The organism is Agreia sp. (assembly GCF_964263775.1).
GTDB lineage: Bacteria > Actinomycetota > Actinomycetes > Actinomycetales > Microbacteriaceae > Agreia.
This window is the reverse complement of sequence record NZ_CAXVWM010000175.1, coordinates 66,238-80,767: the sequence shown is the minus strand read 5'-3', so window position 1 is coordinate 80,767 and position 14,530 is coordinate 66,238. Positions and strand designations below refer to the sequence as shown.

Below are 14,530 nucleotides of genomic sequence, written 5' to 3'. Positions count from 1 at the left end.
CGATCTGAAGCGCTCCCGCCTGGGGCGGCAGAGGGCCGTCGACCAGGTGGCCGAACAGGAGCGCACAGGCCTGCCCGACGTCGTTCTCGAAGGCTGTGAGGCCGAACGCCAGCAGCGCTCCGATCATGGACAGGCCACCCGAGAGGGCGATCGCCTGCCACAGGGCCAGTGCGGTGCCGGGCGCGCGGGCGGGCCAGGCGGCCTTCGACAGGGCGATCGGAACGGGCCACGCCAGTGCGAGGGCGAGGACCGCGAGCCCTACCCAGGCTCCGGTCATCGTCAGTTGCCGGTGCCGCGGGATGCGAGCAGTCGGCGAAGGGTTTCGGCCTCGGTGGGAGACACGCCACCCACGAATCGGGCGAGGGCATCGTCTCGATCGGGTGCCAGCTGAAGCACCTCGTGCATGAGTTCGGCCGTGTGCTCCGACCGCGAGTTGACCGCATGGTAGCGGTGCGGTCGTGTGGCGCGGCTGCGCGACACGAAGCCCTTGCTCTCGAGGCGGGAGAGCACGGTCAGCAGCGTGGTCGTCGCGAGCTCGCGTCGCTTGGCGGGGGCCTCTGCTCTGACCAGTCGTTCGCCGAGTTCGGGGGCGGAGAGGCCGTCGGGAGACTCCCACAGGGCGTTCATCACCGAACGCTCGAGTACGCCGAGAGTGATCATGCGTTCCAGACTACCTTTTCGTTAGCGAATGTTCTACGCTCTGTAGAAGAAGAATTTCTACGTCGTGTAGAAGTCTACTTCCGAAGGAGAATCCTCCATGAACGAGTGGCTCGATCCACTGCTTCTGTCACGGTGGCAGTTCGGCCTCACCACCGTCTACCACTTTCTCTTCGTACCCATCACGATCGGTATGGCGCTCACCGTGGCACTGTTCCAGACCGCGTGGGTGCGCACGAACAGAGACAAGTACCTGCAGCTCACGAAGTTCTTCGGAAAACTCTTTCTCATCAACTTCGCCATGGGAGTCGTCACGGGAATCGTGCAGGAGTTCCAGTTCGGCATGAACTGGTCAGACTATTCGCGGTTCGTCGGAGACGTGTTCGGCGCCCCCCTCGCCATGGAAGGCCTCCTCGCGTTCTTCTTCGAGGCCACGTTCATCGGCCTGTGGATCTTCGGCTGGGACAAGCTGCCCCGGGGCCTGCACCTGGCCACCATCTGGGCCACGGCGGTCGGCAGCATCCTCTCGGCCTATTTCATCATCGCGGCCAACGCGTTCATGCAGAACCCCGTCGGCTACGACATCAACGAGGCGAAGGGTCGAGCCGAGCTCACCGATATCTGGGCGCTGCTCACCAACAAGGTGGCGCTCGCGGCGTTCCCGCACACGATCTTCGCGTGCTTCATGGTTGCGGCCGGCCTCATCGTCACCGTGGCCGCGTGGCATCTTTCGCGCAACCAGCACCTCGACACCATGCGGCCCGCTCTGAAGTTCGGGCTGTGGATGATGATCGTCGCCGGGGTCCTGACGGTCTTCACCGGAGACTCGCTCGGCCTCGCCATGGTTCAGACCCAGCCGATGAAGATGGCCGCGGCCGAAGCGCTCTACACGACGGCGACGGGCGCCGACGCATCCTTCTCGGTCTTCACCCTCGGCACGCCCGACGGCGTCAGCGAGCTGTTCTCCATCCGCGTTCCGTACCTGCTGTCGTTCCTGTCGACGCACACGTTCGACGGCACGGTCGAGGGCATCAACGACCTGCAGGCGCAGTACGTGCAGCTCTACGGTCCGGGCGACTACACGCCGACGATCTGGATCACCTACTGGGCGTTCCGCTGGATGATCGGCCTCGGCCTGGTGCACATCCTCGTGGCCTTCGTGGGCCTCGTCATCACACGTCGCAAGAACGCGTGGGGTGCCCGGCTGCTCGCGGGCCGCTGGGGCCGCTGGATCTGGAAGGCCGCCATCTGGACCTTCCCCCTCTCGCTCGGCGCCATGATCATGGGCTGGGTGTTCACCGAGATGGGTCGGCAGCCCTGGCTCGTCTTCGGCCTGCTCAAGACGGCCGACGGGGTCTCGCCGAATGTCACCGGCGTCGAGGTGCTGATCTCACTGGTCGCCATCACCCTCATCTACGGCACGCTCGCCGTCGTCGAGTTCAGGCTCATCAAGAAGGCCGCCCAGAAGGGGCCGGAGGAGCTGCCCGATCCCCATCCCGAAACCGGCGTCCGGCGCCAGGAAACCACGGTGTACTGATCATGGACCTCACGATTCTCTGGTTCGGAATCATCGCCTTCCTCTTCATCGGCTACTTCGTGCTCGACGGCTTCGACTTCGGCGTGGGCATGTCGATCCCGTTCCTCGGCAGAGACGATGTCGACCGCCGCGTCATCATCAACACCATCGGCCCGATCTGGGATCTGAACGAGACCTGGCTGATCGTCGCCGGGGCCTCGCTGTTCGCGGCCTTCCCCGAGTGGTACGCGACGCTGTTCTCCGGTTTCTACCTGCCGCTGCTCATGATCCTGCTCTCGCTCATTCTGCGAGGCGTGTCATTCGAGTACCGGCACCAGCGCCCCGAGGCGACGTGGAAGCGCCGCTTCGACGGGATGATCGTGATCGGTTCGGCCGTTCCCGCCCTGCTGTGGGGCGTCGCGTTCGGCAACATCGTGCGCGGTGTGCCCCTCGACGACGGGTTCAACTACACGGGCACGTTCGTCGACCTGCTGAACCCCTACGCACTGCTCGCCGGGGCCACGACGCTGCTTCTCTTCTTCACCCACGGCACCGTGTTCGTCTCGCTGAAGACAGACGGGGCGTTGCGCGAGCGCGCCCGCAGGCTGGCGACGAGGTCGGGAATCCTGACGATCGTCGTCGCCGCGTCTTTTCTTCTGTGGACGAGCCTGGCCTACGGCACCTTCTGGTCGGCCATGCTGTCGGCCGTTGCCGCGCTCACGCTGATCGTTGCGGTGCTCGCCAATGCCCGAGGGCGCGAGGGCTGGGCTTTCGCATCGATGGCCGCGACAGTCGCGTTCGCCGTTCTCAGCCTGTTCCTGTCGCTGTACCCCGCCGTGATGCCCGCCTCGAACAACCCGGCCAACAGCCTCACGATCGCGAACGCGTCGTCATCGCCCTACACCCTCCAGGTGATGACCTGGGTGGCCCTCGTCTCGCTTCCGTTGATCCTCGCCTACCAGGGCTGGACCTATTGGGTGTTCCGCAAACGGGTCACCCGTGCCCACATCGAAAGCGCACGGGCGGAACACTGATCGACATGAAGCCCCTCGATCCTCGGCTGCTCGGCTACGCCCGGGCGGCCCGGGCGTTTCTGGCGGCCGGCGCTCTGATCGGCCTGGCCCAGACCGCGTGCGTTCTCGCGTTCGCGTGGTTTCTCAGTCGGGTGATCGTGCGGGCGATCGACGGACAGGGCCTCTCTCAACTGGCGCCGACGATCGCCTCGCTCGCCGCGGTCGTGGCCGCTCGGGCCCTGCTTTTCTGGATCGCCGAGGTCGCGAGCACCCGCGGCGCGGCTCGCGTGAAAAGCCAGCTGCGCTCCCGAGTGCTGCGGGCCGTAGTCGACCTCGGCCCGGGGTGGATGGCCCGGCGCAACGCGACCTCGGTGGCCACGATCACCGGCCCCGGCCTCGATGCCCTCGACACCTACTTCTCCCGCTATCTACCCCAGCTCATCCTCACGGCCATCGCCACGCCGGTCATCGTGCTGGTCATCTTTCTGCAGGACTGGCCCAGCGCCCTGGGGGTCGTCCTCACCCTGCCGATCATCCCCGTGTTCATGATCCTCATCGGCTGGGCGACCCGGGCGGTGCAGACGAAGCAGTGGCAGCTGCTCACCAGCCTGTCGACGAGTTTCCTCGACGTCGTGGGCGGTCTCGCCACGCTGACGCTGTTCGGTCGCGCCGAGCGCCAGGCCGGGCGCATCCGCCGTGTCACCGAGCAGTACCGGGTGCAGACCATGACGGTGCTTCGGGTCTCGTTCCTCAGTGGGTTCGTGCTCGAACTCGTGTCGAGCCTCGCGGTCGCCGTCGTCGCCGTGTCGGTGGGAATCCGGCTGATCGACGGTTCGTTGGGCCTCTCCGTCGGCCTGTTCGTGCTGCTGCTCGCGCCCGAGGCCTTCCTTCCGCTTCGACAGGTCGGCGCCCAGTTTCACGCGGCCGCAGACGGCATCGCAGCGGCAGACGACGTGTTCGACATCCTCGATGCCGCGCCGACCGGGCCTTCTCAGGCGCCTTCGACGGCACACGACGGGCCGGTCGCCGCGCACGCGATAGACCCCGGCCCGACACAGCCTCTCGTGCTCTCGGGGTTCGGCGTCGACTATGACGGCGGGCCGGTGATCGGCCCGATCGATGCGGAGTTCGCCGCGGGCACCGTGACCGCCATCACGGGCCCGTCGGGCGTGGGCAAATCGACGCTCGTAGACGCGCTGCTCGGATTCGTCGACCACTCGGGAGTCGCGGCGCTCGGCGGGCGGGTGATCGAGCCAGGTGAGACGGGGCTCGACTGGATCTCCTGGTGCGGCCAGCGCCCCGGCCTCCTCGCCGGTTCGGTGCTCGAGAACGTGACGCTCGGCAGCCGCGCGCCCGATCGCGCCCGCGCCGCACACGCGTTGGCTGTCGCGGCAGCAGATGAGATCGATCTCGACCGGATGCTCGGGGTCGCCGGGGCGGGTCTGTCGGGCGGGCAGGCGCAGCGCGTCTCGATCGCACGCGCGGTCTACCGCGCGGGAGAGCGGAGGTCTTCTGTGCTCGCGCTCGACGAACCGTCTTCGGCGCTCGACGACGAGACCGAGGCGCGGCTCGTCGAGGGCCTCCGCGGCCTCGTCGAGAGCACGGGCATCGCCATTCTCATCGTGACGCACCGCGAGGCGGTCGCCCGGGCCGCCGACGGCATCCTGTCGCTCGAACCGGCCGCGCTGGCGGCCTGATGCGCACGATCGAGATTTTGCGTCTGGCGCAGCCGAGCCCGAGGCGGTTCGCCCCGGGGGCGCTGCTCGGACTCGTCAGCGCCCTGTGCGCCGTGGGCCTGATCGCCACCTCAGCCTTTTTGATCACGCGCGCGGCCGAGATGCCGCCGATCCTCTATCTCAACATGGCGATCGTCGGCGTACGGGCCTTCGCGCTCGGCCGGGCCGGATTCCGCTACGCCGAGCGTCTCGCCAGCCACGACGCCGCGTTCCGTACACTCGCGACGCTTCGGGTCGGTGTCTACGAGCGTCTCGTTCCGATTGCGCCCGACGGCCTCACGGGGACGCGTCGCGGCGACCTGCTGACCCGCCTCACGGCCGATGTCGACGAGCTGCAGAACCTGCCCCTGCGCGTGGTGCAGCCCCTCGCGATCTCGGGAGCCGTGGCCGCGACGAGTGTCGTGACCGTCTGGATCCTCCTCCCGCAGGCCGGCATCGCCCTCCTCGTGTCGCTCGTGCTCGCCACGCTCGTCGGCACGGCGGCCACCAGCCTGATCGCGGCGCGGTCAGAGCGCTCGATCGCCCCACTCCGAGGCGCATTCGCCGACGAGGTGCTCGACACCGTCGTGAACCTCGACGTGCTGACCGCGTTCGACGCCATCGACTCCCGTCTCGCAGCAGTCCGTCGCGCCGATGACCGGCTCACGCGCGCCGTGCTCGCGAGCGCGGCCGGCGCCGGCGTCGCCACGGGCGTCTTCTCTCTTCTGGCCGGGGCCGCGAGCGTCGCTGCACTCCTGGCGGGCGTCCCCGCGCTCGGCACCCCCGGCTTCAACGGGCCCGTGCTCGCGGTCGTCGCGCTCGTGCCGATCGCCGTGTTCGAGGTGGTCGCGAGCGTGCCGCTTGCGCTCGCCGCCCTGCGCCAGGTGCGCTCGAGCGCGGAACGCATCGCCTCCGTGGTGCCCGAGGTCGTGCCGCCCGAGATTCCCCTCGACACGCCCGCCGTCGACAGGCCCGCGGTTGACAGGCCCGGAGTCGACGATCACGCGGCCGATGCCGCGAACGCGGTGATCGAACTCCGTGGTGTATCGGCGTCCTGGCCGCACGCCGCATCGCCCGCGATTCGAAACGTCGACCTGACGGTCTCGCCAGGAGACCGGATTCTGGTCACCGGGGCCAGCGGGTCGGGCAAGACGACACTCGCCCACGTGCTCGTGCGCTTCCTCGAGTTCGGAGGCTCGTACCGTCTCGGCGGCGTCGACGTGCGCCGCCTGCCGCTCGCCACGGTGCGCCGGGTCATCGGGCTCAGTGAGCAGACCCCGTACCTCTTCGACGAGTCGATTCGGCAGAACCTGCTCTTCGCGCAGGAGGGCGCGTCGGACGACGAGCTGGTCGCCGTGCTCGCGCGGGTCGGCCTGGCCGAGTGGCTCGACCAACGAGGCGGCCTGGATGCCCGGGTCGGGGAACGCGGATCGCTGGTCTCGGGAGGGCAGGCTCAGCGCATCGCCCTGGCTCGAGCGCTTCTGGCCGACTTTCCGGTGCTCGTGCTCGATGAACCGACGGCCAACGTCGACGCCGACCGGGCCGACGCGCTGCTGCGCGACCTGCTGGCCGCATCCGCAGACCCCGACGGCCGCCGGGCTGTGGTGGTCATCAGCCACCGGCCGGTGCCGGCCGAACTGATCACGGGTCGTCTGCACCTCGGCTGAGCGGCGGGTCTCGACCTAGGGAAGCGGACGCACGAGGGCATCGAGGCGGCGCTGCCAGGCGGCGGCCCTGCCCGGGGTGCGACCGAGCCGCGGGCCGTTCCTCCACGAGGTGACGAGGCGGACGCCGTGGAGGGCGTTCACCACCCAGACCTCGCAGCCTGCGAGGTCTGCCGGCGTGGCGAACTCCTCGCCCGATTCGGTGCCGGTGGCCGCGGCCACAAGCCGCAGGGACTTCGCCGTGACGCTGTCGACGCGACGCAGGGAGGCCGACGGAGCGAGCAACCGGTCACCTCGCCACCACAGCACGGCGCTCGTTGCGCCGTCGACGACGTGGCCCGCTGCCGAGACGATCACGGGCTCGTCGACATCGTTTTGCGCCGCGTCGCCTTTCAGCGTGCCGAGCCGCTCGAGATCGGGACCCTTGATCGCTGGGACCGTCCTCGGGTCACCGCCGTCAAGGGACGCGACGCGCACCGCTGCGCCGAGGGCCGGCGCGGATCGCACGCGCAGCATGAGAATGGTGTCGTCGCCGGTCTGCAGCGCATCGACACGGGGAAACCAGTCGCCGGTGCGGGGAAGCTCCGCGACCGCCGCCTGCCAGAACTGCTCGGCAGAGTCTCGATCGATCGCGGTCTGCGACGCGACGGCGCCGAGGAACCTGTCGCGGTGCAGCCGCAGGGCGCGCACGCCACCGTCGGCGACCCGCCAGCTGTCGGCCACCCGCACGCCGTCGTGAGGGGGAACATCCGGTGTCTCGACCAACGTCCGACCCGTCCAGGTGAAGAAACGGGGCGCGATCACACGGCCTACGCTATTACAGTGTCCCGCCGAGTCCTCACCAGAGCACTGCAGCACTGGGTCGATCCCGAGCGGGTGTTCACCGAGGTCTACGGCCGCGCGCCGAACGCCTTCTGGCTCGACTCCGGCCACAACGCCGCGACGGGAACGAGCTACCTCGGAGCCGGCGATCCGGTGGCGAGCCCGGCCGACCTCCCCGAACTGATCGAGCATCTCCGCCGTGGGAGGGTCGCCATCGACGCCGTCCGCGGCATCGACGGTCCGTCTGCGGGGTTCGCACTGGGCTGGGTGGGCTGGCTGTCCTACGAATTCGGAGCGGCACAACACCGGGTCGAGACGGCACCCACCGCACTACCCGGCGCCGCCCTGCTATGGGTCACCCGCGCGATCGCGTTCGACCACGCGGCGGGCATCGTCACGCTCCTCGCGCTCGATGGCGAACCGGATGCCGCGGGCTGGCTCGAGAACACCTCGCGGCGCCTCGACGCCATCCGTCTCGACACCATCCGTCTCGGTCGGCGCCGGGCGCTCGAACCGTTCCCGCTTCCGGGAACCTCCCGCATCCGCCCGGGCGATGCGGCGCCCCGGGCCCGCTGGCGGCATGACCCCGCCGCCTATGTGCGACTCGTGCGCGAGTGCCAGGAGTCGATCCGCCGAGGCGACGCCTACCAGCTGTGCCTGACCAACGAGATCAGGGCAGACGTGCGACCCGATCCGCTCACCCTCTATCTCAGGGTGCGTGCGTCGAACGAGAGCCATCACGGCGGCTACCTGCGCATAGGAGATGTGGCACTCGTCAGCGCCAGCCCCGAGCGGTTTCTCCACATCGATTCCGGCGGCGGCGTCGAGACCCGGCCGATCAAGGGCACACGGCCCCGGGGGGCGAGTATCGACGACGACGAACGCCTGAAGCGCGAGATGCTCGCCAGCGACAAGGAGCGCGCCGAGAATCTCATGATCGTCGACCTGATGCGCAACGACCTCTCCCGGGTCGCCCGGCTCGGCTCGGTCGAGGTGACCGGTCTTCTCCAGGTCGAGAGCTACAGCTCTGTGCACCAGCTCGTCAGCACGGTCACCGCGCAGCTCGGGCACGGCGCCGATTCGCTCGATGCCGTCGCGGCACTCTTTCCGGCGGGATCGATGACGGGGGCGCCGAAGATCAGCGCCATGCGCATCCTGAACCGTCTCGAGGGCGGGCCGCGCGGAATCTACGCCGGAGCGTTCGGCTACCTCGGGCTCGACGGGGCACTCGACCTCGCCATGGTCATCCGCAGCGTCGTACTCACGGCTGACGGCGCATCCATCGGCACGGGTGGGGGCATAACGGCACTGTCGATCCCCGACGAGGAGGTCGAGGAGACCCGGCTCAAGGCCGCGCCGCTGTTGGATGCGCTCGGCCTGTAGCCCGCAGCACGATCAGAGCGCGCCCGGTTCGCCCGCCGCCAGGTGGCATCCCGCAGAGTGATCGTTGACGAGGCCCGCGAACTGCATCAGCGCGTACACCGTCGTCGGGCCGACGAACCGGAAGCCGAGCTTCTTCAAGGCGGCGCTCGCCGACGTCGACCCGGGAGTCGAGGCCGGAATGCTGGCGTACGACCCGGGAGCGACCGTGCGGCGCGGGGGTGCGAAGCCCCAGAGAACGGCGTCCAGGGCTCCCGGGTCATTCTCGACGAGGCGCTGGGTGGCCCGGGCATTCGAGATCGCGGCGGTGATCTTCGCGCGGTTGCGCCCGATCCGCGCATCGGCCAGCAACCGCTCGACGTCTCGGTCGTCGAACCCGGCGACCCTGTCGATGTCGAACGCAGTGAATGCCTCGCGGAACGCGTCCCTCTTGCGCAGGATCGTGATCCACGACAGGCCGGCCTGAAACCCCTCGAGGCAGAGCTTCTCGAACAGCGGCTGGTCGCCGTGCAACGGCCTGCCCCACTCGTCATCGTGGTGCGGCAGCAGCTCGGGTGCCGAATGGGCCCAGCCGCAGCGGCGAATCCCGTCGGCGCTCGTGATGGTCGCATCCACGCGCTCAACGATACGCGTCGACAGGTTTAGTACGATGGATTGCTGTCGCGCCCCCTGTGCCACCGAAGATGTCGTGCATCCACGGGATGTCTATCGCGGCGATCGTGGCCCCCCGCAGCCGAACCCAAGCAAGAATTGAGAGTCGCGTGACCATCGAAACGACGAGCGCCGAACAGTACGACCCCCGCAACGATCCGGCGCGCACCTACGACTTCACCGCCATCCAAGACAAGTGGCTGCCTCGGTGGGACGAGCTTCAGCCCTTCAAGACCGACCTCGACGGCGACAAGCGCCCGCGCAAGTACGTGCTCGACATGTTCCCCTACCCGTCGGGAGACCTGCACATGGGCCACGCCGAGGCCTACGCGCTCGGAGACGTGATCGCACGCTACTGGCGCCAGCAGGGCTTCACCGTGCTGCACCCCATCGGCTGGGACTCGTTCGGACTGCCCGCCGAGAACGCAGCGATCAAGCGCGGCCTCGACCCTCGCCAGTGGACCTACGACAATATCGAGCAGCAGAAGCGCAGCATGCGCCGCTACGCCGCCTCGTTCGACTGGGACCGTGTGCTGCACACGAGCGATCCCGAGTACTACAAGTGGAACCAGTGGCTGTTCTTGCAGATGTACAAGAAGGGTCTCGCCTACCGTAAGGCCAGTTGGGTCAACTGGGACCCGGTAGACCAGACCGTGCTCGCCAACGAGCAGGTCCTGCCCGACGGCACGTCGGAGCGCAGTGGCGCCGTGGTCGTGAAGAAGAAGCTGACCCAGTGGTACTTCAAGATCACCGACTACGCCGACCGGCTGCTCGACGACCTGAACCAGCTCGAGGGCAGCTGGCCGTCGAAGGTGCTGAGCATGCAGCGCAACTGGATCGGCCGCTCGATCGGGGCCGACGTCGACTTCGCCGTCGACGGCCGCGACGAGCCCGTCACCGTGTTCACGACGCGCCCCGACACCCTGTTCGGCGCGACGTTCATGGTCGTAGCCCCCGACTCCGACCTCGCGATCGAGCTCGCGGGTGCGTCGACTCCCGAGGTGCAGGCCGCCTTCACGCAGTACCTGACCGACGTGCAGAAGAGCACCGAGACCGAGCGCCAGGCCACCGACCGGCCGAAGACGGGCGTCTTCCTCGAGCGCTTCGCCGTGAACCCGGTCAACGGCGAGCGCATGCCCATCTGGGCGGCCGACTACGTGCTGGCCGACTACGGAACCGGCGCGGTCATGGCCGTTCCCGCGCACGACCAGCGCGACCTCGACTTCGCGCGTGCCTTCGACCTGCCGATCCGCATGGTCGTCGACGTCACCGCTCCCGCGACCGGTGCCATCCCGATCATCACCGACGAGATGTTGGATGATCCGAACTTCGGCAGCTACGACCCCGCCGTCACCGGTGTCGCGCTCGCGGGCGACGGTCGGCTCATGAACTCGGGCCCGCTGAATGGGCTGTCCAAGGTCAATGCGATCAAGAAGGCCATCGAGATCCTTCAGAAGCAGGGTGCCGGGCGACCGGCCAAGAACTACCGGCTGCGCGACTGGCTGATCTCGCGCCAGCGCTACTGGGGCACGCCCATCCCGATCATCCACGGCGAGAACGGCGAAGAGATTCCCGTTCCGGAGGATCAGCTGCCCGTGCTGCTGCCGCCGAGCGCCGGCCTCGACCTCAAGCCGCGCGGCAGCTCGCCCCTCGGCGCCGCCGAAGACTGGGTCAACGTTCCGAATCCGGTCGACGGCACGCCGGCGCTCCGCGACGCCGACACGATGGACACGTTCGTCGACAGCTCCTGGTACTTCCTGCGCTTCCTCAACCCGCACGACAGCGAGAAGGCCTTCGACCCGAAAGACGTCGACAAGTGGGCGCCCGTCGACCAGTACGTGGGCGGCGTCACGCACGCCATCCTGCACCTGCTCTACGCGCGCTTCATCACGAAGGTGCTGTTCGACCTCGGCCTCGTCTCGTTCACCGAGCCCTTCAGTGCACTGCTGAACCAGGGCATGGTGCTGATGGACGGCTCGGCGATGTCGAAGTCGAAGGGCAACATCGTGCAGCTGAGCGACCAGCTCGATGAGCACGGTGTCGACGCTGTGCGTCTCACGATGGCGTTCGCCGGTCCTCCCGAAGACGACATCGACTGGGCCGACGTCTCGCCGGCCGGATCATCGAAATTCTTGGCCCGCGCGTGGCGACTCGCCGGCGACGTCACCAGTCGCCCCGAGGTCAACTGGCGCGACGGCGACATCGCCCTGCGCCGGGTCACGCACCGGTTCCTGGCCGAGGCGCCAGGCCTCATCGAGGCGTTCAAGTTCAACGTGGTCGTCGCGCGCATCATGGAGCTCGTCAACGTGACCCGCAAGGCCGTCGATTCGGGCCCGGGAGGCGCCGACCCCGCCGTGCGCGAGGCCGTCGAGACCGTTGCGCTCGGCCTCAGCCTCTTCGCGCCCTACACGGCCGAAGACATGTGGGAGCGTTTGGGGTATCCGGCCACGATCTCGGCCTACGGCTGGCGCGGGGCCGACCGGGCTCTGCTCACCGAGGAGTCGGTGACCGCCGTCGTGCAGGTCGACGGGAAAGTGCGCGAGCGCCTGGAGGTCGCGCCCACGATCGCCGGCGGCGACCTCGAGGCGCTGGCCCGGGCATCCGCCGCGGTTCAGCGGGCGATCGGCGATCGGCAGATAGTGAACGTCGTCGTGCGTGCCCCGCGTGTCGTGAGCATCGCGACGAGGCCGGCCGAATTACCGAACGTCTGACACCTCGGCAGCCCGGCAGGGCTCGTCGCTCAGTCGTTCAGTGGCCGTCCGCCGGAGCCCCAGCATCATCGTGCACGGATTGCGCGCACGACACTCAGCCCTTACGAGCGAGGGCCGCGTCATCGGCGACGCCTGACGACCAGCTCCGTGCCGCGCGGGCCACGATGTCGCCGGGGGAAGCGTCGCCGATGGCGTGTCCTAGGCCACCCCCGATCGACAGCGTCGCGACGCCGTGAGCGAGCGCCCAGAGCTCAGCGGCCCGACTCGACAGCTGCTCGCGCTCGAGATGCGGTGCGAGCGCGAGCTCGAGTAGAGATTGCACATCGACGGTCTGTTCGAGGAGTTCAGGTTGCGTGGCCTTCTCTAGCCCCGGCGCAAACATAACCTCGAATCGAGGCGGATTCTCGAGGGCGAAGTCGACGTACAGCACCGCTAACTGCGCTGCACACGCCCCGAAGGTCTGCTCTACACCGAGCGTCGCGGCGAGATCTCGCAAGCGTGTCTCGAGTTCGGCGAACCCCGATTGCGCTGCCGCAGCGAGCATCGCGTCACGGTCCGCGAAATGCCGGTAGGGCGCAGAGATCGAGACGCCGGCTCGCCGAGCCGCCTCCGACACGCTGAATCCTCTGGCCCCCCGCTCTCCCACCAGCTCCATGGTCGCTGCGAGGAGCGCGTTGCGCAGATCGCCGTGATGGTACGAACGCGCAGTCACATTATCTCCTTGTCGATGTTGTAGTCTCCCACATTAAAACCCTATGCTTATGTGTGAGCCTCTCACATGAGGTAGTACCGCGCGAGCGATCGCCGGTCGAAATCAGCAGAAGGAGACCTTATGCACTACCGCGGCACCACGGCCCTCATCACCGGAGCGAGTTCGGGGATCGGCGCCGAATTCGCGCGAGCGTTTGCGAACAGGGGAGCCGATGTCGTCCTCGTCGCCCGGGCAACCGACGCCCTCGACGCGATTGCCACCAACATCCGGACTCGAACGGGCGTGACAGTGCATGTCGTTTCTGTGGACCTGTCTTTAGACCACAGCGGACGACGGCTGCGAGAGAGTGTCGACGCGCTCGGCGTGCAGGTGGACACGCTCGTGAACTGCGCAGGGGCGGGGCTTACCAAGCCGTTTGCCGAGTCGACCGAGGAGGAAATTCTTCGACAACTCCGACTCAACGTGGACGCGGTCGTCGATATCTCCCGCGCCTTTCTTCCCAGCCTGATCCAGTCGGGTCGGGGCGCCCTGATCAACGTCGGGAGCCTCACCGGATACATGCCCGTGCCCGGCATGGCGGTATACGCTGCCGCGAAAGCGTTCACAGTTCGCTTCACGGAAGCCATCGCACATGAACTCCGGCAAACAAAGCTGACCGTGATGGCGATCTCGCCTGGGCCGACCAGAACCGGTTTTTACTCGACATCGGGCACCGACGTGGGGGGAGTGCGTTTTCAGACTCCAGAACAGGTGGTGGATACAGCACTTCGTGCCGTGGATCGAAGGAAGCCGCCGGTCAGTGTGATCTCTGGAGGCATGAATCGCTGGACGAGTCGCATCGTCGCCCTGCTCCCCAGGCGCGTCGCGCTTCGACTGACCGAGTCGAAACCCGCCGCGACGGACTGACGTACGAAACTCGACACCAGGCACGCACGGTCAGCGAGCGATTTCGATCAGGAGAACCCAGGCATTGTAGACACATCCGGAAACGGCGAGCAACGCTGCGACCGCGATGCCATAGATGCCGTTGGGATCGTCGACGAGCAGGAAGATTCCGCCCACGAGGCTGGGAATGCAGCATGACAAGGTCGAGATGCTGCGGGTGAGGAGCCAACTGCTCGGCGCGTCGCGGTAGTTGCGGTGATGCCGGATCTGGCTGCGGGTCGTAGCGAAGAGTAGCAGCGTCGTGAGGACGACGACTTCCACGCCCAGCGCGACGGCCGACTGGGGGAGCAGTGCCAGTGAACCCGTGATAATCGCCAGAACCAGGGTTCCGAGCGTTTCTGCGGCACGAGCGGGAATAACGCCAGGACCTTGGAGGACGCGTTCGAGATTGATAGACACGCCGACGAACATGAGTCCGGTCAGCACGGCTGCGGCGCCGACGACGGCGAGGAGGAATGCTTCCCACTGCGGTAGTTCCAGCACTAGTGCCTTTCTTTCTGGGGCGGGTCGCCCATGTCTGGAATCCAACGAGTGTGCATGAACCACGCTGCGCTGGGTCGTCAGTCTGCCAGGCCGAGGAATCCGATTGGTGCAGCGCCGATGAGCTCAGTAGCGATGTGTAGGACGGACGTCGTACTCATCATGATGATACTAGTACGACCGTACTAAAGAAACGGTCGAGTCGTCGAACGATGAGCACGGGCGGTCGTATCTCGCACACGACCTCCGTCGGTCGCCGATCAC

12 protein-coding genes and 1 pseudogene are annotated in these 14,530 nt (G+C 67.6%); 7 read left to right on the top strand and 6 right to left on the bottom strand.

The genetic code is table 11. The features are described 5' to 3' along the window. Together ACE5CZ_RS12900 and ACE5CZ_RS12895 are read right to left on the bottom strand one after the other, a co-directional pair. Positions 1 to 277, bottom strand: a pseudogene (locus ACE5CZ_RS12900) (hypothetical protein); the annotation flags it as partial. 2 nt (positions 278 to 279) lie between these two features. After that, positions 280 to 660 (bottom strand): BlaI/MecI/CopY family transcriptional regulator, encoded by a 381-nt coding sequence (locus ACE5CZ_RS12895; RefSeq protein ID WP_374947731.1) that lies wholly within the window; start codon positions 658 to 660, stop codon positions 280 to 282. A 97-nt stretch (positions 661 to 757) separates the two neighbouring features. Here ACE5CZ_RS12895 and ACE5CZ_RS12890 point away from each other — a divergent pair, with 97 nt between their 5' ends. The 4 genes from ACE5CZ_RS12890 to cydC are packed head-to-tail and all read left to right on the top strand — an operon-like array spanning position 758 to position 6,568. After that, a complete protein-coding gene (locus tag ACE5CZ_RS12890) occupies positions 758 to 2,194 on the top strand; it encodes a cytochrome ubiquinol oxidase subunit I (protein ID WP_374947730.1) in 1,437 nt (478 codons plus the stop codon). A 2-nt stretch (positions 2,195 to 2,196) separates the two neighbouring features. Further along, a complete protein-coding gene (gene cydB / locus ACE5CZ_RS12885) occupies positions 2,197 to 3,207 on the top strand; it encodes a cytochrome d ubiquinol oxidase subunit II (protein WP_374947729.1) in 1,011 nt (336 codons plus the stop codon). Positions 3,208 to 3,212: 5 nt separating this feature from the next. After that, positions 3,213 to 4,883 (top strand): thiol reductant ABC exporter subunit CydD, encoded by a 1,671-nt coding sequence (cydD, locus tag ACE5CZ_RS12880; protein WP_374947728.1) that lies wholly within the window; start codon positions 3,213 to 3,215, stop codon positions 4,881 to 4,883. Next, positions 4,883 to 6,568, top strand: a complete 1,686-nt coding sequence (gene cydC, locus ACE5CZ_RS12875) for a thiol reductant ABC exporter subunit CydC (protein ID WP_374947727.1) — start codon at positions 4,883 to 4,885, stop codon at positions 6,566 to 6,568. The genes cydD and cydC overlap by 1 nt, the downstream gene beginning before the upstream one ends. Before the next feature lie 15 nt (positions 6,569 to 6,583). Here the strand turns inward: cydC and ACE5CZ_RS12870 are convergent, their stop codons facing one another. Beyond that, positions 6,584 to 7,369, bottom strand: a complete 786-nt coding sequence (locus tag ACE5CZ_RS12870; RefSeq protein WP_374947726.1) for an aminotransferase class IV — start codon at positions 7,367 to 7,369, stop codon at positions 6,584 to 6,586. An 18-nt stretch (positions 7,370 to 7,387) separates the two neighbouring features. Here ACE5CZ_RS12870 and ACE5CZ_RS12865 point away from each other — a divergent pair, with 18 nt between their 5' ends. Further along, positions 7,388 to 8,770, top strand: a complete 1,383-nt coding sequence (locus ACE5CZ_RS12865) for an anthranilate synthase component I family protein (RefSeq protein ID WP_374947725.1) — start codon at positions 7,388 to 7,390, stop codon at positions 8,768 to 8,770. 12 nt (positions 8,771 to 8,782) lie between these two features. Here ACE5CZ_RS12865 and ACE5CZ_RS12860 read toward each other — a convergent pair whose 3' ends face one another. Next, positions 8,783 to 9,382 (bottom strand): DNA-3-methyladenine glycosylase I, encoded by a 600-nt coding sequence (locus tag ACE5CZ_RS12860; RefSeq protein ID WP_374947724.1) that lies wholly within the window; start codon positions 9,380 to 9,382, stop codon positions 8,783 to 8,785. Between the two features lie 86 nt (positions 9,383 to 9,468). Between ACE5CZ_RS12860 and leuS the strand changes: the two genes are divergently transcribed. Continuing rightward, entirely contained in the window at positions 9,469 to 12,129 is a 2,661-nt protein-coding gene (gene leuS, locus ACE5CZ_RS12855; RefSeq protein WP_374947723.1) for a leucine--tRNA ligase, read from the top strand. Positions 12,130 to 12,223: 94 nt separating this feature from the next. On the opposite strand, the gene ACE5CZ_RS12850 is transcribed toward leuS, so the two are convergent. Further along, positions 12,224 to 12,841, bottom strand: a complete 618-nt coding sequence (locus ACE5CZ_RS12850; protein ID WP_374947722.1) for a TetR/AcrR family transcriptional regulator — start codon at positions 12,839 to 12,841, stop codon at positions 12,224 to 12,226. Between the two features lie 120 nt (positions 12,842 to 12,961). On the opposite strand from ACE5CZ_RS12850, the gene ACE5CZ_RS12845 reads away from it, so the two are divergent. Beyond that, a complete protein-coding gene (locus tag ACE5CZ_RS12845; RefSeq protein WP_374947721.1) occupies positions 12,962 to 13,747 on the top strand; it encodes an SDR family NAD(P)-dependent oxidoreductase in 786 nt (261 codons plus the stop codon). 30 nt (positions 13,748 to 13,777) lie between these two features. Here the strand turns inward: ACE5CZ_RS12845 and ACE5CZ_RS12840 are convergent, their stop codons facing one another. Then, positions 13,778 to 14,269 carry a hypothetical protein gene (locus tag ACE5CZ_RS12840; protein ID WP_374947720.1) on the bottom strand — a complete coding sequence of 164 codons (492 nt, stop codon included), beginning with the start codon at positions 14,267 to 14,269 and terminating at the stop codon, positions 13,778 to 13,780. Between the last annotated feature and the right edge of the window lie 261 nt (positions 14,270 to 14,530).